The organism is Bartonella sp. MR90HLJMH, from assembly GCF_042194115.1.
Classification (GTDB): Bacteria; Pseudomonadota; Alphaproteobacteria; order Rhizobiales; family Rhizobiaceae; genus Bartonella; species Bartonella grahamii.
In genome coordinates, this window is sequence record NZ_JBHIMM010000011.1 from 1 (window position 1) to 19,028 (window position 19,028).

Here is a 19,028-nt window from a genome sequence, read left to right on the forward strand (position 1 = left end):
TCTTCCCATGATCAACGTGACCAATCGTACCAATATTAACATGCGGTTTTGTTCGTTCAAACTTGCTCTTCGCCATCGCTATTAATCTCTTGTTTTATTCCCTATTCTTGTTAGCACCTAGGGACAGTCCTGCAAAACTCAATCCGACTAGGCTGTAACCAGCTCAATCACCACAACTCTTAGACGGAAAACCCCACCCAATCTATAAATGGAATATCCTCCATCATACCTATTTGCCCAATCACCAACAACTATTTGGAGCGGGTAGCGGGAATCGAACCCGCATATTCAGCTTGGAAGGCTGCTGCTCTACCATTGAGCTATACCCGCTTGACTCACATAATAACTCTCCTTCGATGAATGGTGGAGGGGGTTGGATTCGAACCAACGTAGCATACGCAACGGATTTACAGTCCGCCCCCTTTAACCACTCGGGCACCCCTCCATTACACCGGTAAAGTCGCGCAATGAGACATTACGAAAACCATCTTGAATACCCATTCAATTCAATCTGATTGCGAAGTGGTTATGACGATTACTATTGTATCTGTCAACAGAATAAATACAATTCTGTACAAATTTCCTGCTCATAACTTTAAATCACAGATTTTTTCTCTCTATTTTTCTTATTAACACGCTATAAAGAAGCTATGAAAGAAAAAACATCACAAAATTCTCATTATGCTCGTTTACGTCGCCGATATCGCGATACAAAAGGCTCTCCTTCTCGATCTTTTACACACCTAAAGAAGAAAGCTGCTTCTTTACAGCAAGGGATCATCCATCTTTATGGCATTCATTCTGTTCAGGCAGCTTTAGAAAACCCAAAAAGAATTTTAAAATGTCTTTACGTTACACAAAATGCCTTAAAACGATTAAATATATCCGAATCAGATTATCCTTGCTCTGTTACATTATGCACCCCCAAATATCTTGATTCGCTTGTTGGAAGTGAGGCTGTTCATCAAGGTATTGTTTTGGAAACTTTACCCCTCAAACCATGCAAACTTTCGGAACTAACCAATACTGATCTGGTCATTGTCATGGATCAAATTACCGATCCGCATAATGTTGGCGCTATTATGCGCTCTGCAGTTGCATTGAAAGCTAAAGCGCTTATTACAACTTGCCGTCACTCTCCCCACGAAAGCGGTGTTCTTGCGAAAGCGGCATCTGGAGCTCTGGAAATGATTCATTATATTACCGTACGAAACCTCGCTGAAGCTCTTCAAGAACTTCATCAAACAGGTTTTACAAGCTTTGGTCTCGATTCAGAAGGGGACAAACCTCTAGAAACAGCATTAACAGGGAATAAAATTGCTCTTGTTTTAGGAGCAGAAGGTAAAGGTTTACGTAAAAAAACACGTGAAACCGTTTGCGCTTTAACACGCCTTGATATGCCTGGAAATATTAAATCATTAAATGTTTCAAATGCAGCAACAATAGCGCTTTATGTGGCACATAAATATCTTAGATTCTAGTTTTTAATTTTTTTGTGAAACATCAAAAAAACCAACCAACAAAAAACCCGCAAGAAACCCGCCAATATGAGCTTCCCATGCTATTGAGATGCCATTTTCTTCAAACAAAATAGAAGAAATACCTATGATAAAATCAGCCGTCAGCCATACACTCATATAAACAAGTACCCCCTTAGAACACAGAGCTTTTTTGACGGACAATAAAGGTCCCAAAAAATTTTCGTTCTGCGCATTAACAGATAGATAACCACTAGAAAAACCGTAACGTGCAATAGCTCCCATCATTCCAGATACGGCACCTGACGCCCCAATAAGTGATATGGTACTTTCTTGATGAAATGTAAAATAAGTCAAAACAGAAATAACAGCCGTTAACACCCAAAAAATTAAAAAACGTAAAACACCAAAATGCCTTGCTAAAGGAGAGCCAAAAACCAAAAGCCAAACCATATTAAGAGCAACATGTTTAAAACTACTATGCATAAATGAATAACTCACCATGGTATAACAGAGTGCTACAGGATCCCTCTTAAACAATGCTGGTATAAATGAAAAAAATTCAAGACTTTCAACATAAACCTTATGAGAAAAAAAATACTGAGAAATGCAATAAAGACAAAAACAAAATGCTATCAAAACAACTATAATAAATGGAACATTCAACAAGGGTTCTTTAGGTTGTTTCGGTAATCGAGAAACATTATTATGTTGGTGACTAGAAACTTTCATTTTATAAAATCTCGTATTCTTTAGAGAATGGGTTATTCTTTATACAAAATAAATATACCACTCCCAGTGATGCAGAATCTTTTCAACGCCTCTTCGAAGCCCCTTTTTAAATTTTCAATAGCTCTACATGAAAACACGTGTATTTTATACAAAAGATTTTAAAAAGCACGGATATCAAGAATATGATTTACAAACTTAGCGGTATCCTGCTTATTTAAATGTGAAGTTATCATGTAATATACAAGAACTTACGAATAGACAAACTCACTTATGAGGTGGTGTATAATAAAAATATATAAACATTGTTTTTTTACTAGAAACATACTGATCATTGCATTTTATAACCAAACTATACTTCGATTGATAAACTTTAAATAATCTTAAATCTCAATTTTTCCATTAATATAGCTTGCATTGCTTCTACTCTTTGAATGAAAAACGACATCTCTATGAGAAAAAACTATCAACACAGCTTTCTCTAGATATATTCATTAGTGTTTCATGATGAACTACTCACTTGATAGTCTGTTTCCCTCATAAATGCAAAAGCTTCAGTTCATCTCTTTAACAAATATCAACAAGCCTTTCATTTCAACCTCTAACAAATATAATTCAAGAACTGTCTCTTATGAAACACTGCAAAATATGTTTATTTTAATGATGCCTCTTTGAATTTAAACAGTTCATGAAGGAAATTTTTATTCCTTATCTTAGAGAATCTTATCTGCACATCCGCCACTTGTAATGCGCAAGAGAATAATTTGGATTAATTCAATATAGAAAAATTTTAAATGAGGCAATCATAGGAAATTGAACCTCTTATTAAGTTGTAAAATGATAAAGGGCCATTATAAATCAATGTATTATAATAGATAACACACTAATCATTGAAGAGGAAGATCTTGAGAATTCTGCTTGCAATCCTTTAACCACACATCATAAATAGGATGCTCAACAGCGTTCAAACCAGGACTATCTGCAAACATCCATCCTGTAAAAATACGCCGTACTTTTTTATCTAATGTCACTTCATTGACTTCAACAAAACCAGTTGTACGCGTTGGTTCATCTTTAGAGCTCGTATAACACGCACGTGGCGTCACCTGTAATGCACCGTACTGATAAATTTTACCAAGAGTAACTTCAAAACGTGTGGTCCGCCCCGTGATTTTGTCAAGACCTGCAAAAACAGCAATTCCATTGCTAATACGCTCAGCCCGCACTCCACTATTTAAGGATAAAAATACTAAAACTCCCATTAAAAAAATATATATAAAATGCTTTACCCCTAACAATAAAAAAAATTTCATCATATCAAAATCAATCGCATCTTAAAAATAATTCTTTTCATAACATAGAGTCCAATAAGACAAAAATACACGCGCACACTAAAATCTTTTATTTTTTAGGTGACCACGCATCATAATCTTCATGCACACAAGAACGCTCTCCATTGGAGGTGATAGCCCCCTTTGGTCGATAGTCCTCACTTGTTCCTGTCATATTTGCAACATGAGGCTTTTCCCATTCATAAGGATGATAATCCTCCTGTGTTGGTGGGTACTCACAGCGATGATGAATCCAGCCGTGCCAACCTGGTGGAATAGTAGAGGCCTCAGAATAGTCTTTATAGATAACCCAACGGTGCGGATAACCATCCTTATGAAGTCCCCCTTCATAATATATATTTCCAAATTGATCTTCCCCTATCCGCTTACCTTTGCGCCATGTGAAAAAACGCGTACCAATGGTATTGCCATTCCACCATGTGAAGATTTGCTTAAAAAAATGAGCCATCTGCTATTCCATTCATTTAGTGCGCTCATGAAATTAATCGTTGGAATAAAACTGTTAACGATTGAAATTACCGAAAAAGTTACTAGTAAATTCAGCTACAATTCCAATTGATAGGATAACGTGCTATCCCTTAATTTCAAGAAGATATCATATGTATGGCTTCTTCTCCACCCCATAAAATTTAATCTATGCCAAGTTTCATCTTAACCAATTCATTAACAGCTTGAGGGTTTGCCTTACCACCTGTTGCTTTCATTACCTGTCCAACAAACCAACCAGCTAAAGCGGGTTTCTGTTTTGCTTGCGCAACTTTATCAGAATTATTAGCAATGATTTCATCAACGGCTCTTTCAATTGCCTTTGTATCTGTCACCTGCTTCATATTTCGCTCTTCTACAATTTGGCGTGCATCTCCCCCCTCATTCCAAATAATCTCAAAAAGATCTTTGGCAATTTTTCCAGAAATAACTCCTTCTTTTATGAGATCAATAATGCTTCCCAATTGATTTGGCGATACCGGTGACTCTTCAATCTCACAATTATCTTTATTTAAAGCCCCTAAAAGGTCATTAATCACCCAATTGGCAACTATTTTTCCATCACGCCCACGTGCTACTTCTTCAAAATAATCAGCAATAGCCTTTTCTGTCACAAGAATGGAAGCATCATACACTGTCAATCCCATTTCCTTAACAAAACGTGCTTTTATAGCGTCAGGCAATTCTGGTAAGTCTGCTGCCAAAGCATCCACAAACGCTTGATCAAATTCTAATGGTAAAAGATCAGGATCAGGAAAATAACGATAGTCATGTGCTTCTTCTTTTGAGCGCATAGAGCGCGTTTCACCTTTAGCCGAATCAAAAAGCCGAGTCTCTTGATCTATGACGCCTCCATCTTCTAAAATTGCGATCTGACGACGCGCTTCATACTCAATGGCTTGACCAATAAAGCGAATAGAATTAACGTTTTTAATTTCACAGCGCGTTCCAAAATTTTCACCAGGACGACGAACAGATACGTTGACATCTGCACGCATAGAACCTTCATCCATATTGCCATCGCAAGTGCCCAAATAACGAACAATCGTACGCAATTTTGTCATATAGGCTTTGGCTTCATCTGATGAGCGCATATCAGGTTTGGAAACAATTTCCATAAGAGCAACACCAGAACGATTAAGATCTACAAAAGACATCGTTGGATGTTGATCGTGCATCGATTTTCCAGCATCCTGTTCAAGATGCAACCTCTCAATTCCTACTTCAATATCCTCAAATTGGCCATTCGAATCTGGACCAACAGATATGATAATCTTTCCCTCTCCCACAATGGGATAGCGAAATTGAGAGATCTGATACCCCTGCGGTAAATCTGGATAAAAATAATTTTTGCGATCAAAAACAGATTTTAAATTAATATGCGCCTTTAATCCTAACCCCGTTCGAACCGCTTGACGGACACATTCTTGATTAAGAACAGGCAACATACCTGGCATGGCTGCATCAATAAGTGATACATGATTGTTTGGCTCTGCACCAAATTTGGTTGATGCTCCTGAAAAAAGTTTTGAATTTGATATGATTTGCGCATGAACTTCCATGCCAATGATGACTTCCCAATCACCTGTAACTCCAGAAATAAAACGCTTAGAATCAGGAGTACGCGTATCAATGATGCTCATTGCCAATCCACTACCAATATTTTAAAATATACTCATGGCTTATCTAAAACCATTCTCTCAGTGCAATCCTAGGATATAAATCTTACAAAAAGCCCGATTCTATCGGGCTTTTTCTGTTTGCATAAATATTAAGCTTTTTTAGGAGCTTTTTTCTTAGCTGATGTTTTCTCTGTAGACGTTTCTTTCACTGCAGACTTTTTCTTTGCCGGCTTTTCTTCAGGGACATCTGATTCGTCATATTCTTTCATCAACTCTTCAACCGTCACTTCTTTATCTGTGACTTTTATCTGTGCTAATAAATGATCAATGACCTTTTCTTCAAAAATCGGAGCACGTAGATTTTCAACAGCTTCCGGAGTCCTGCGGAAAAAATCCATAATCTCTTTCTCTTGTCCAGGATACTGGCGAACCTGATCAAAAACGGCTGCTTTTAGCTCATCCTCACTAACTTTAACACCAACCTTCATTCCAATTTCAGAAAGCACCAAACCAAGACGAACACGACGTTGCGCAAGGACACGATATTCCTCCCGTGCCTTTTCTTCTGTAATACCTTCATCTTCAAAACTGCGCCCAGCCTTTTTCAAATCATCATTAACCTGAGCCCATATATTGTTAAACTCAATCTCTAAAAGTTCCTCAGGAATCTCAAAATTATAATCAGCATCTAAAGCATCAAGAATTTGACGCTTAACTTTTTGACGTGTCACTGAACCATATTGGCTTTCAATCTGCCCACGAACGACCTCACGTAAGCGATCTAGAGACTCTAAACCAACTTTTTGTGCTGCTTCATCATCAATTTTTAATTCATCTGGTTTAAAGACAGCTTTGACAGTAATGTCAAACTCTGCTTCCCGTCCGGCCAAATGTGCTGCACTGTAATCATCAGGAAATTTAACAAAAATCGTTTTTGCATCCCCAGCTTTCACACCAACCAATTGCTCTTCAAAACCAGGAATAAATTGTTTTGATCCAAGAATCAGTTGTGCATCACTATCTGCCCCACCTTCAAATGGAACGCCTTCAAGCTTACCTTGATAATCTATGGTAATACGATCACCTTCTTCAGAAGCCCCCTCTTTTAGGGAATAATTACGCGTAGAAGAAAGGACGCGATTGATTTGATCATCAATATCCTGTTCAGGAATAGTTGCAATTTCACGGATAACCTTAATATGTTCAAAATCTTTAATTTCAATTTTTGGTAAAACTTCATACTTTAAACTAAAAGTAAAATCAGCTTTGCCATCTAGAATTTTTTCATCTTCATCTATATCAATTTTTGGCTGCATCGCTGCACGTTCATTGCGATCTGCTAAAATAGACCGAGGCGCATCACTGAGTATCTCATTGAGAATCTCCGCCATAAAGGATTTACCATACATTTTTCGCAAATGTCCACTAGGCACTTTACCGGGACGAAAACCATTAAGCTTGATTTTTCCCTTGGTATCATCCAATCTTTCATTCAGCTTTTCTTCTAAATCTTTCGCTGGAACCACGATCTTAATTTCGCGCTTCAGTCCTTCATTAAGCGTCTCGGTAACCTGCATTAAACACCTTCATTTTCCTAAGGAGAGGGATAAACCCACTCTAATAATCATTACATTCTAACACTTCGAGTGTTACATTTACCATGAAGCGGAATTTCAGACACGTAGAAATCCGTAGCACTTAAGGGATTGCTTTGGTGCGGATGGAGGGACTCGAACCCCCACGGTCTCCCGCCAGAACCTAAATCTGGTGCGTCTACCAATTTCGCCACATCCGCTCAAACTTACAAGCTAATAACCTTATACAAGCGGCGTCTCTATACCATTAATTACGGGAAAAAAGCAAACAAATATATTAAAAAAAACAAAATCTATGCTTTTCATACATAACTGCTTACGCTAAAAGTCAATTATGTTAAAGACATTCGATATCCCAATTCATATCATCGGTGGTGGTCTTGCGGGGTGTGAAGCAAGCTGGCAAATCGCTCAATCAGGAATTCCTGTTGTTTTGCATGAAATGCGACCCGAAAAAAAATCAGATGCCCATAAAACCGATAATTTGGCAGAACTGGTTTGTTCAAATTCATTTCGTTGCGATGATTCATTAACAAATGCCGTAGGGCTTTTACATGCTGAAATGCGATTAGCGAAATCGTTAATTATGAAAGCTGCTGATGCCAACAAAGTTCCCGCAGGTAGTGCCCTTGCTGTTGACCGTGATGGATTTTCAAAAACCGTTACGACAGCAATCGAAAACCATCCTCTTATAACAATCAAACGTGAAGAAGTTCAAGAAATTCCTAAAGCTTGGAAACATGTTGTCATTGCAACGGGTCCCCTTACATCACCTGCACTTGCTCAAGAATTACAAGCAATAACCGGTATAAAAGCTCTTTCTTTTTTTGATGCGATTGCACCTATTATCCATACCGATAGTATTGATATCAACATTTGTTGGTATCAGTCTCGCTATGATAAAATTGGTCCTGAGGGAACAGGAAAAGATTATCTTAATTGTCCCCTCAACAAAGAACAATATAAAACATTCGTTGAAGCATTAAAAAATGCTGAAAAAACAGAGTTTCGTGACTTTGAAAAAACGCCCTATTTTGATGGATGCCTCCCCATTGAAATTATGGCTGAGCGCGGACTTGAAACGTTAAGACACGGTCCTATGAAACCTATGGGCTTAACCAATGCCCATAACCCTACAGTTAAACCCTATGCTGTCGTTCAATTACGCCAAGATAATAAACTTGGAACGCTTTACAATATGGTCGGCTTTCAAACAAAACTGAAATATGGTGAACAAATTCGCATTTTTAGAATGATTCCCGGTCTTGAAAAAGCAGAGTTTGCGCGTCTTGGTGGTCTTCACCGCAATACCTACCTCAACTCGCCAATTATTCTTGATCAAACCCTTCGTTTAAAACAAAAAAAACAACTACGCTTTGCAGGGCAAATTACCGGATGTGAAGGTTATGTAGAATCAGCGGCAATAGGGCTTCTTGCTGGACGTTTTGCTGCTGCCGAATATCATCATATTTCCCCTTGCCTACCCCCACAAACGACAGCATTCGGAGCCCTTTTGAATCATATTACAGGGGGACACATCATAGATGAAAAAGCAGAAACACAGTCCTTTCAGCCAATGAATATCAATTTCGGACTCTTTCCCCCTATTGCTTCTATTAGACATTCAGGAAAACGCCTAGCAAGTAAAGAAAAAAAATTAGTAAAAAAACAAGCCATCACAGCAAGAGCTCTCAATGATTGTACTCAGTGGTTAGCAGATAAAGAATCAAAGAGTTCCTTATAAAAAACACACGATTCGCCTCTCATCTACTGAATAGATCTTTATGACTCTCGTGAAAAAATCATTCTAAAGCCTTTTAAAGACTGTCTCCCCCAATCAATAAATACTACTCTACGTTTCATCATTTATTTAATTATGTAGGAGCTTGTAAAATAACTTTTGGCTATAAAAAACCTTTACCGCTATCAACAATTTAATATGATTTAATGACTAAAAATAAAATAATTATATCAATATATTATGAATAATAAAAATTTAAATAGATGGAAAATAAACAAGCAATACTGTATTATCTCTATTAATATTTTTTATATTACGTAATATACATTATTTTATAAGAGTAATTTTTCTGTTTTTTAACTTCCTTCATCAAAATTTGTGTTATTCTCTCACTTTAACTCTTGTGTGATGAAGAAAAAACGCTCGCTTGCATATCACAAGTGAAATAGGGATATGGAAAAAATATTTGTAGGATAGAGCTGGATCTATCTCTTCCCTCTCAAATGCCAAGAAAAATCACAATATTGAAAGTGAAATCTGAATATCATAAGATTCTTTCATTTCAGAATCTCTTATAATAAATCAATAAAACTTATCCTCTTGGTGCGTCACAAGCAAGGTTGGCGTATAAGTAAAAGAATAAAACTATTCCTTATGCACTCATCTCAGATGTTGAGGGCTAATCGCAACATTATAGGAACTGAGAAAAACAGTACGGTGGCACCAACATGCACTTTTATTAAGCGTAAATGGTAGTATATAATAACTTTTATAGACTTTACAGAGTTTTTTGCCTCATACTATTTACGGATCTTGTTTTGAAATAAATATCGTAACACTTCAGCGTAATAAAAGTTAACATTACATTTTATAAGCCACACCGGTACTGCACTAATACAGTGCAATATTTTACTGAAAAGGCTAAAAAATATATTTTAAGCTGACAGTATTTTATACAACACTTAAAATTATTTTCAAAAATACAAGTAATACATGAAAATAAAAAATACCGCAAAAATCTCAACGTGTTATATGAAAAATGGGCATAATACATGTGCTAAAAAAAAACCCGCTTATAAATAAATCGGGTTTTTTTATGTAGCTTAAATTATTTTTTATTAACTGCTTCTTTAAGGCTTTTTCCTGCAGAAAATTTAGGTACAGAACGTGCTGGAATATCGATCTCAGCACCAGTTGAAGGATTACGCCCCTTTGTTGCAGCACGATGAGAAACTTCAAAAGAGCCAAAACCTGGAAGACGAACATCTCCCCCTGAAGCCAAAGCTTCTGTTACAGAAGCCATAAAAGCATCAACAACAGCACCAGCTTGCGCTTTCGAAACACCTGCCTTTTCAGCAACGGAGCTAACCAATTCACTTTTATTCATAAAATATTTCCTTTCCCTATATTACCTGACAACATGACTTAATCATGTTATTGGTCAGTTTATTGAAAAGTACAGCAAACAGAAGTCTTATTTTTATCCAAAACATTGTTTTTTTAGCAATAATCACAGTTATTCACGGAATTTTTCACTTTTTCCAACAAAAAACAGAACAATAACCTCAACAACGCCTTCTGCCACCTAAAAAATGCCGTTATAAATGAGATAAGTGAATCAGTGCGCAATCTGTATTCCTTCACTATCACTGCCCTCTGACCGGATTGGGACAGCCACCGTAGAGGGTTCTTTCCATTCAATAGTGTCTGGAAAACGAACCAAAGCGTGTTTCAAAACTTCACTCACATGATTTACCGGAATAATTTCCATATTATTTTTGACATCGTCAGGAATATCAACCAAATCTTTTGCGTTTTCTTCAGGAATAAGTACCTTTTTTATCCCTCCTCGAAGAGCTGCTAGGAGTTTTTCTTTTAATCCACCAATTGGTAAAACGCGTCCACGTAAAGTAATTTCACCAGTCATTGCAATATCTTTATGCACAGCTACTCCTGTAAGAACCGAAACAATTGCTGTCACCATTGCAATCCCAGCAGATGGGCCATCTTTTGGCGTAGCACCCTCTGGAACATGAACATGGATATCGCGTTTTTCAAAAAGTGGAGGTTCAATACCAAAATCAACAGCACGAGAACGTACATAAGATGCTGCCGCTGAAATGGACTCCTTCATAATATCACGTAAATTTCCAGTTACAGTCATCTTACCTTTGCCGGGCATCATAACTCCTTCAATGGTCAATAACTCTCCACCGACTTCTGTCCACGCAAGGCCTGTCACAACACCAATTTGATTTTCTCCTTCAATCTGATTGTAATGATAACGTTTAACACCCAAGAAATCATGAATATTACTTTCTGTAACTTTTACAGATTTTTGATGCGTTTTGAGAATTTTTGTAACAGATTTGCGGGAAATTTTCATGAGTTCACGCTCAAGGTTACGAACGCCTGCCTCACGTGTATAAAACTGAATAATTGACCTTAGTGCTCCATCAGAAATACTGAGTTCTTTTTTAGACAAAGAGTGATCTTTTAGTGCCTTTGGTAAAAGATGCTGTTTAACAATTTCCATTTTCTCACATTCAGTATAACCAGCAATACGAATAATTTCCATACGATCCATTAACGGACCTGGAATATTAAGCGTATTGGCAGTTGTGATAAACATGACATCAGAAAGATCATATTCAACTTCCAAATAGTGATCAATGAATGTACTGTTTTGTTCAGGATCAAGAACTTCTAATAAAGCGGATGAAGGATCTCCACGAAAATCTTGTCCCATTTTATCAATTTCATCAAGCAAGAAAAGCGGATTAGATTTTTTTGCTTTTTTCATAGACTGGATAATTTTTCCAGGCATCGAACCAATATATGTTCGGCGATGTCCGCGAATTTCTGCTTCATCCCGCACGCCTCCCAAAGAGATACGAACATACTCACGCCCCGTCGCCTTTGCAATAGAGCGCGCTAATGATGTTTTCCCTACACCAGGAGGACCTAACAAACAAATAATAGGACCTTTTATCTTTGACGCGCGACTTTGTACAGCCAAATATTCAATAATCCGCTCCTTAACCTTTTCAAGACCGAAATGTTCATTATTCATGACCTTTTCAGCAAAATCTAAATTGTTTTTAATCTTAGATTTTTTACCCCAAGGCATTGCTAATAACCAATCAAGATAGTTACGGACAACTGTCGCTTCTGCAGACATAGGAGACATATTCCGTAATTTTCTCAATTCTGCCCCAGCTTTTTCCTGTGCTTCCTTGGATAGTTTTGTATTCTTGATACGTTCTTCTAATTCAGAGAGTTCATCTCGGCTATCATCACCTGCCCCTAACTCTTTTTGAATAGCCTTCATCTGCTCATTGAGATAATATTCTCGTTGGTTTTTTTCCATTTGCCGTTTAACATGCGAACGAATACGTTTTTCAACCTGCAAAACAGAAATTTCTCCTTCCATGAAGGACAGAACACGTTCAAGACGGGCCCGTACAGGTAAGAGCTCTAGTATTTCCTGTTTTTCTGCAAGTTTAATCATCAAATGAGAAGCAATCGTATCGGCAAGCTTAGAAGGATTATCAATCTGACCAATCGCATTAACAACTTCAGGAGAGATTTTTTTATTAAGCTTTACATAGTTTTCAAAATAAGCAATCACTGACCTTGAAAGAGCTTCAATCTCAACATCACCCTCTCTAGATTCTTCTGTAACAGTCGCATATGCCTGATGATAACCTTCACTTAAAGCAAATTGACTAATTTTTGCACGTGCAGTTCCTTCAACCAAAACCTTTACAGTACCATCAGGAAGCTTTAAAAGTTGAAGAATATTAGCAAATGTACCAATATGATAAATATCCTCTGATTTTGGATCGTCATCAGAAGCATTTTTTTGTGTCACCAATAGTATTTGCTTGTCAACCGCCATCGTTTCTTCAAGAGCACGAATTGATTTTTCGCGGCCCACAAAAAGTGGAACAATCATATGGGGGAAGACTACAATATCACGAAGAGGTAAAACAGCATAAACCCCATCTCTTACTTCATCTGTCTTTTCATCAATATATTGCATAACTCTCCTTTCTGGAGCCTATGAGCTATCTACAACAACCAGCCCACCTTTAGAAAACCTCAGCTCTTCACAATACATGAAGTGGTAATTACTAATACATAAATCAAGCATTATAATGATATTATTATAAACACCCATCAAATACCGTTCATTACCACCTTTCATATTGTGCTTAGCACAATATCATGCTGATACATTTTCTTTATCTTCTGCACGTTCTGAGTAAATATAAAGAGGACGCGCTTTCCCATCAACGACATCACTCGAAATAACCACTTTTTGAACGCCTTCAAGAGCCGGTAGCTCAAACATCGTCTCAAGAAGGATCTTCTCCATAATAGAACGTAAACCACGAGCACCAGTTTTACGTTCAATTGCTTTCTTCGCAATAACACGTAAAGCATCTTCATGAAATGATAACTCGACATTCTCCATTTCAAAAAGACGCTGATATTGCTTTACTAAAGCATTTTTAGGTTGTGATAAAATTTGCATGAGGGCGTTAACATCTAAATCCTCTAAGGTAGCGACTATAGGAAGACGCCCAATAAATTCTGGTATTAAACCAAATTTTATAAGATCTTCAGGCTCTAAATCACGAAAAATTTCACCGACACAACGCTCATCAGGAGCCTTAACGGTCGCAGAAAAACCAATAGAAGTTTTTTCACCACGCCCTGAAATAATTCGTTCTAAACCAGCAAAAGCTCCCCCACAAATGAATAAGATGTTTGTGGTGTCAACCTGAAGAAACTCTTGTTGCGGATGCTTACGTCCACCTTGAGGAGGAACAGAAGCAATCGTTCCTTCCATAATTTTTAATAACGCTTGCTGAACTCCTTCCCCCGAAACATCTCTTGTAATAGAAGGATTGTCTGCTTTACGAGAAATTTTATCGACCTCATCAATATAAACAATGCCACGTTGTGCACGTTCAACATTATAGTCAGCAGCTTGAAGAAGTTTCAAAATAATATTTTCTACATCCTCACCTACATAGCCTGCTTCCGTCAAAGTGGTCGCATCCGCCATCGTAAAAGGCACATCAATAATACGTGCTAATGTTTGTGCAAGATAAGTTTTACCACAGCCCGTTGGACCAACAAGAAGAATATTTGATTTAGCCAACTCAATATCATTGCTTTTAGACTGATGCGCCAACCGTTTATAATGATTATGAACAGCAACAGAAAGAACACGCTTTGCATGCTGCTGACCAATAACATAATCATCAAGAACTGTTATAATTTCCTGTGGCGTAGGAACACCATCACGCACCTTAACCCCAGAAGACTTATTTTCTTCCCGAATAATATCCATGCAAAGCTCTACACATTCATCACAGATAAATACAGTAGGCCCCGCAATGAGCTTACGCACCTCATGCTGACTCTTGCCGCAGAACGAGCAATAGAGAGTATTTTTTGATTCGTTCCCGCTATTGCTAATTTTGCTCATTTTTCTTTCCTTTCACCACGATATATGAATACTTTGCCTTTTCAAAGGAAGCTTTTCATCATGAAAACTAAAAGACATATAGAAAACCATGCATGTCTCAATATTTTTAGGTGTTTCTCTTATTTTGCGATATTTTTTATAAAACTCTGTGATTTAAAGTAGCTGTTTTTTCTATAAAAATTCTTAATCTTTTTCTTCTTTTTCAGTTTCTGCACGATATTGTATAACATCATCAACTAAGCCAAACGCTTTGGCTTCTTCTGCTGTCATAAAATGATCACGATCGAGAGTTCTCTCAATAATCTCATAATCTTGACCTGTATGTTGAACATAAATTTCATTTAAACGCCGTTTCATCTTTATAATGTCTTGCGCATGTCGCTCAATATCTGAAGCTTGACCTTGAAAACCACCAGATGGTTGATGCACCATAATACGTGCGTTTGGCAATGTAAAACGATGACCTTTTGCTCCAGCTGTTAACAATAAAGACCCCATAGATGCCGCCTGCCCCATGCAAAGCGTAGAAACAGGAGGGCGAATAAACTGCATAGTATCATAAATAGCCATACCAGATGTTACGACACCACCTGGAGAATTAATATAAAGACTAATTTCTTTTTTAGGATTTTCCGCTTCCAAGAAAAGCAATTGTGCACAAACAAGCATTGCCATACCATCTTCGACAGGACCATTAATAAAAATAATCCGCTCCTTTAAAAGACGGGAAAAAATATCATAGGCCCGTTCACCACGATTGGTTTGTTCAATAACCATAGGAACAAGGCTTAATGCTGTTTTCATTGGATCACTCATATTTCTACTTTCCGTTCATATAACAACCGCTCTTTACACATTCAATGTTTTTATCCATACGTTAACATTACTCTCTTGTGCAAGCTACAATCAAGAGCTGTTTAAGATAGATTAAAATCCCAATAGTTAAAATAGCAATAATAACTCTACTTAAACAAATGATGAACATCAGGAATGCGAGATACCGCCCAATGGTAAAAACTTCCTTCCCGAGGTCTTTTCGTGGTTTTTGTCTTTCTGTGAATATGAAAGCCTATCAAGCGTGAATCTGTAAGCGGCTTTACGCCAAAAGCTGGTTCAAAAATACGTTCAGCTTTTCGCCCAGTCCAATAATAAAAAGTTTCCTTTTCCTTTGCTGCATGAAAAAAACCATATCGTTTTGCTAATCGCGAAATACCATCATTGCCAAATATCGTAACGCCAAGACTTCCCGGCAAAATCGGCATTTTTTTCCTCTTTAACCAGAAAGGTCTCCAAACACGACGCTTAAACCCAAGCCAATGAGGAATAATTTCTGTGCCTGCCCAATAATCTTCAAATACTTTTATAATAGGGTTATTAGGCGGAAAATAAAGTGCAGAAACGCCTACTCTTGTATTATTTTCTCTTGCCAACCAAACCTTATCCGCATCTGGATGAAATTGTTTAACAAGGTAAACATCTGTATCTAACCAAACACCTTGTTGATATTTCATCAGCATAACACGAAAAAAATCCGAAAACTGAACAATTGTACACCCTGGTTTATCATCAGAAAAATCGGGATCAAGGCGATAAATTGCTGAGCGTGGCAAAATTGATTCGGCTTCATGCAACTCAACACCGGCAGGAAGATTATCTATTTTTTTATCATAACTAAAAAGCTTAACGCGCTGTCCAGTTTTAACCATTGAGGACAAACAAAGCCTATCCACCAATCTTAATTGTCCACTATACCAAAAAGTACAAATATCCATAGATAATATATCAAAAATATTCTAAACTTACGCGAAAGAGTTGTTCAACATCACGAACCCTATCAGCAAGAGCAAAAATCACTATTCTATCACCAGACAAAATGCGCGTATCTGCCGAAAGCTGTATTATTGTCTTATTGCGATAAATTGCACCAATTCTCAAACCATTTGATAAATTGAGCTCTGATAATGACTTACCAACCAATGAAGATGTTTGCATCACTTCAGCTTCAATAATTTCTGCTCGGCCATTAAAAACTGAATGAACAGAACGAATACGTCCACGGCGCATTTGTTGCAAAATTCTCGATATTGTAACGCTATGGGGATTAAGATATGCATCCACACCAACAGCACGACTAAATTCTTGATAGGCAACATTATTAATCAATACCATATTGGCTTTGCAGCCCAATCTTTTAGCAATAATAGCGCTTAAGAGATTAACCTGATCTTGATTGGTCAATGTAATCATTAAATCGGACTGATCAATTCCCGCATCTTGAAGAATCACTGGATCTAACACGTTACCGTATAAAACTGTTGTTTTTTCAAGCTGATCAGCAATCGTGAGAGCTCTTTCTCTATGCGATTCTATAATCTTCAATTTTAATTTATGGAAACGCTTTTCAATAGCCTGTGCAACATAAAGGCCAATGTGACCGCCTCCTGCAATAATCATGCGGTGGGCATCTTGTTCTTTATGACCAAAAAGCCCAACAGCACGGCGCATTTGATCACGAGCAACAACAAGATAGGTTATATCACCAACGCGTAATTGCGTTTCTGAATGTGCAACCAATAATTCCGCGCCACGTTTAATAGCGGTAACCGTCGTATGAAGATCTGGAAAAAGCTCTGTTAATTGACGCAAAGGTGTATTAATAACTGGACAATCTTCCATGCATTCCAAGGCTAGCGCAACAACATCATCATTACAAAAATAAAGAACATCTATTGCACCAGGTAAAGCAATACGGCGCAAAACCATTTCCCCAACTTCAACTTCTGGCGAAATAACCACATCAATGGGAATATTCTCTCTGGAAAAAAGCGTCTTATAACGTGGCTCTAAATAAGATTGTGAACGAATACGAGCAATTTTTGTGGGCACATTAAATAATGAATGTGCCACTTGACAAGCTACCATATTGACTTCATCAAACAAAGTGACAGCAATCAACATATCAGCTTTGTCTGCATCTGCAGCCAAAAGAACTTCAGGACGTGAACCGTGACCAACAAAACCTCTCACATCCAATGTATCGCGAATCTTTTCAATTAATCTCGTTTCAATATCAATAACAGTAACATCGTGATTTTCAGCAGCAAGACGCTCTGCTATCCCATAACCAACCTGTCCTGCTCCGCAAATAATAACACGCATCGCTTTAAGAAACTCCAAGCGCTTTAAGTTTACGGTGCAAAGCTGAACGCTCCATGCCTATAAATTCAGCAGTACGTGATATATTTCCACCCAAACGCCCAATCTGTGCCACTAAATATCTCTTTTCAAACAATTCTCGTGCTTCACGTAACGGCAAATCCATTATACTTTCATCTGAATCCATTTGAAGACGTGGCAAAGAATCACTTACTTCACTGGGAAGAAAATCCGCTGTTATAGGACCATCACCATCCCGCACAAGAATAAGAAGACGCTCAATATTATTACGTAATTGCCGCACATTACCCGGCCAAGCATGCGTTTGCAAAATAGCAATCACATCATCACTGATTGCACGCGGTTTAATCCCAACCTGCTGTGATATTGTTTTTACAAAATGATGTACAAGTTCTGGAATATCTTCACGACGCGCTGAAAGGGGCGGAACAGCAATAGGAACAACCGAAAGACGGTGGAAAAGATCTTCTCTAAAGCGCCCATCGGAAATGAGGTTTTCAAGATTTTGCGCTGTCGAAGAAATAATACGGACATCCACCTTAACACGTTTTGTGCCGCCAACTCTTTCAAATGTCTGCCCCGTTAACACCCGAAGAATCTTACCTTGAGTCTCACGTGGCATGTCAGCAATTTCATCAAGATATAATATACCGCCATGAGCTTCCTCTAAGGCACCGATCTTGCGCTCTCTTCCTTCCATTTCACTGCCAAACAGCTCTATTTCCATTCTTTCCGGAGTAATCGTTGCAGCATTTATTGTAACAAATGGCCCATTCGAACGCGTTGAGAGCGCATGAATAGTTCGTGCAACAGTCTCTTTTCCTGCCCCTGAAGGACCTGTTATCATGACGCGACTATTGGTTGGTGCTACTTTTTCTATGATTTGACGCAAATTTTTTACAACTGTCGATTTTCCGAGCAACTCTAATGTTTCGTTCGAACGCTTTCGCAATTCTAAAAGCTCACGTTTTAAATTTGAGTTTTCAAGTGTTCTCTCTGCAACCAATACAAGTCTATCTGCTTTAAAAGGTTTTTCAATGAAATCATATGCCCCTCGCTTTATAGCGGAAACAGCCGTCTCAATATTACCATGACCAGAGATCATAACGACCGGAAGAGCCGGATATTGCGTTTTAATTTCATCAAGCAATGCTAAACCATCAAGACGACTACCCTGTAGCCAAATATCCAAAAAAATGAGCTTTGGAATACGCTCACTAATTTGAGCCAATGCTTCATCAGAGTTACAAGCAACACGCGTTTCATAACCTTCATCATCTAAAATACCAGCAACAAGCTCACGAATATCTGCTTCATCATCAACAATCAAGATATCTGATACCAT

The 19,028-nt window shown here is 37.8% G+C and carries 14 protein-coding genes, 3 tRNA genes and 1 pseudogene; 2 read left to right on the forward strand and 16 right to left on the reverse strand.

The window, feature by feature from the left end; translation table 11 throughout:
* The 3 genes and pseudogenes from ACFIJ9_RS07420 to ACFIJ9_RS07430 form a co-directional block, all read right to left on the reverse strand.
* Positions 1–76 (reverse strand): annotated as a pseudogene (locus tag ACFIJ9_RS07420) (elongation factor Tu); the annotation flags it as partial.
* A gap of 180 nt (positions 77–256) precedes the next feature.
* Positions 257–330: transfer RNA gene (locus ACFIJ9_RS07425), tRNA-Gly, on the reverse strand.
* Between the two features lie 31 nt (positions 331–361).
* Positions 362–445, reverse strand: a tRNA-Tyr gene (locus tag ACFIJ9_RS07430).
* A gap of 205 nt (positions 446–650) precedes the next feature.
* On the opposite strand from ACFIJ9_RS07430, the gene ACFIJ9_RS07435 reads away from it, so the two are divergent.
* Positions 651–1,481 (forward strand): RNA methyltransferase, encoded by an 831-nt coding sequence (locus ACFIJ9_RS07435; protein WP_026500346.1) that lies wholly within the window; start codon positions 651–653, stop codon positions 1,479–1,481.
* 3 nt (positions 1,482–1,484) lie between these two features.
* On the opposite strand, the gene ACFIJ9_RS07440 is transcribed toward ACFIJ9_RS07435, so the two are convergent.
* The 6 genes from ACFIJ9_RS07440 to ACFIJ9_RS07465 all read right to left on the reverse strand — a co-directional run bounded on the left by ACFIJ9_RS07440 (position 1,485) and on the right by ACFIJ9_RS07465 (position 7,462).
* Positions 1,485–2,210: a rhomboid family intramembrane serine protease gene (locus ACFIJ9_RS07440; RefSeq protein WP_375636474.1), complete on the reverse strand. Its 726-nt coding sequence runs from the start codon at positions 2,208–2,210 to the stop codon at positions 1,485–1,487.
* Between the two features lie 884 nt (positions 2,211–3,094).
* The gene (locus ACFIJ9_RS07445) at positions 3,095–3,520 is read right to left on the reverse strand and encodes a DUF2155 domain-containing protein (protein ID WP_375636524.1); all 426 of its coding nucleotides are present in this window, start codon (positions 3,518–3,520) and stop codon (positions 3,095–3,097) included.
* Between the two features lie 88 nt (positions 3,521–3,608).
* Positions 3,609–4,007, reverse strand: coding sequence for an NADH:ubiquinone oxidoreductase subunit NDUFA12 (locus ACFIJ9_RS07450; protein ID WP_375636476.1), 399 nt, complete (start codon positions 4,005–4,007; stop codon positions 3,609–3,611).
* Between the two features lie 181 nt (positions 4,008–4,188).
* Positions 4,189–5,688 (reverse strand): Asp-tRNA(Asn)/Glu-tRNA(Gln) amidotransferase subunit GatB, encoded by a 1,500-nt coding sequence (gene gatB / locus ACFIJ9_RS07455; RefSeq protein WP_375636478.1) that lies wholly within the window; start codon positions 5,686–5,688, stop codon positions 4,189–4,191.
* A 128-nt stretch (positions 5,689–5,816) separates the two neighbouring features.
* The gene (gene tig, locus ACFIJ9_RS07460) at positions 5,817–7,244 is read right to left on the reverse strand and encodes a trigger factor (protein ID WP_375636480.1); all 1,428 of its coding nucleotides are present in this window, start codon (positions 7,242–7,244) and stop codon (positions 5,817–5,819) included.
* A 135-nt stretch (positions 7,245–7,379) separates the two neighbouring features.
* A tRNA-Leu gene (locus tag ACFIJ9_RS07465) sits at positions 7,380–7,462 on the reverse strand.
* A gap of 134 nt (positions 7,463–7,596) precedes the next feature.
* Here ACFIJ9_RS07465 and trmFO point away from each other — a divergent pair.
* Positions 7,597–9,006, forward strand: coding sequence for a methylenetetrahydrofolate--tRNA-(uracil(54)-C(5))-methyltransferase (FADH(2)-oxidizing) TrmFO (gene trmFO, locus ACFIJ9_RS07470; RefSeq protein ID WP_273788337.1), 1,410 nt, complete (start codon positions 7,597–7,599; stop codon positions 9,004–9,006).
* 1,105 nt (positions 9,007–10,111) lie between these two features.
* On the opposite strand, the gene ACFIJ9_RS07475 is transcribed toward trmFO, so the two are convergent.
* From ACFIJ9_RS07475 to ACFIJ9_RS07505, 7 genes are all read right to left on the reverse strand, one after another.
* Entirely contained in the window at positions 10,112–10,390 is a 279-nt protein-coding gene (locus tag ACFIJ9_RS07475; protein ID WP_012231443.1) for an HU family DNA-binding protein, read from the reverse strand.
* 231 nt (positions 10,391–10,621) lie between these two features.
* The gene (gene lon, locus ACFIJ9_RS07480) at positions 10,622–13,048 is read right to left on the reverse strand and encodes an endopeptidase La (protein WP_375636483.1); all 2,427 of its coding nucleotides are present in this window, start codon (positions 13,046–13,048) and stop codon (positions 10,622–10,624) included.
* Positions 13,049–13,231: 183 nt separating this feature from the next.
* Entirely contained in the window at positions 13,232–14,506 is a 1,275-nt protein-coding gene (clpX, locus tag ACFIJ9_RS07485) for an ATP-dependent Clp protease ATP-binding subunit ClpX (RefSeq protein WP_012755013.1), read from the reverse strand.
* 183 nt (positions 14,507–14,689) lie between these two features.
* Positions 14,690–15,322, reverse strand: a complete 633-nt coding sequence (clpP, locus tag ACFIJ9_RS07490; protein ID WP_012755012.1) for an ATP-dependent Clp endopeptidase proteolytic subunit ClpP — start codon at positions 15,320–15,322, stop codon at positions 14,690–14,692.
* Positions 15,323–15,468: 146 nt separating this feature from the next.
* Positions 15,469–16,278: a hypothetical protein gene (locus ACFIJ9_RS07495; protein ID WP_375636485.1), complete on the reverse strand. Its 810-nt coding sequence runs from the start codon at positions 16,276–16,278 to the stop codon at positions 15,469–15,471.
* 10 nt (positions 16,279–16,288) lie between these two features.
* Entirely contained in the window at positions 16,289–17,665 is a 1,377-nt protein-coding gene (gene trkA / locus ACFIJ9_RS07500; protein WP_375636487.1) for a Trk system potassium transporter TrkA, read from the reverse strand.
* A 4-nt stretch (positions 17,666–17,669) separates the two neighbouring features.
* Positions 17,670–19,028: a sigma-54 dependent transcriptional regulator gene (locus tag ACFIJ9_RS07505; RefSeq protein WP_012755009.1), complete on the reverse strand. Its 1,359-nt coding sequence runs from the start codon at positions 19,026–19,028 to the stop codon at positions 17,670–17,672.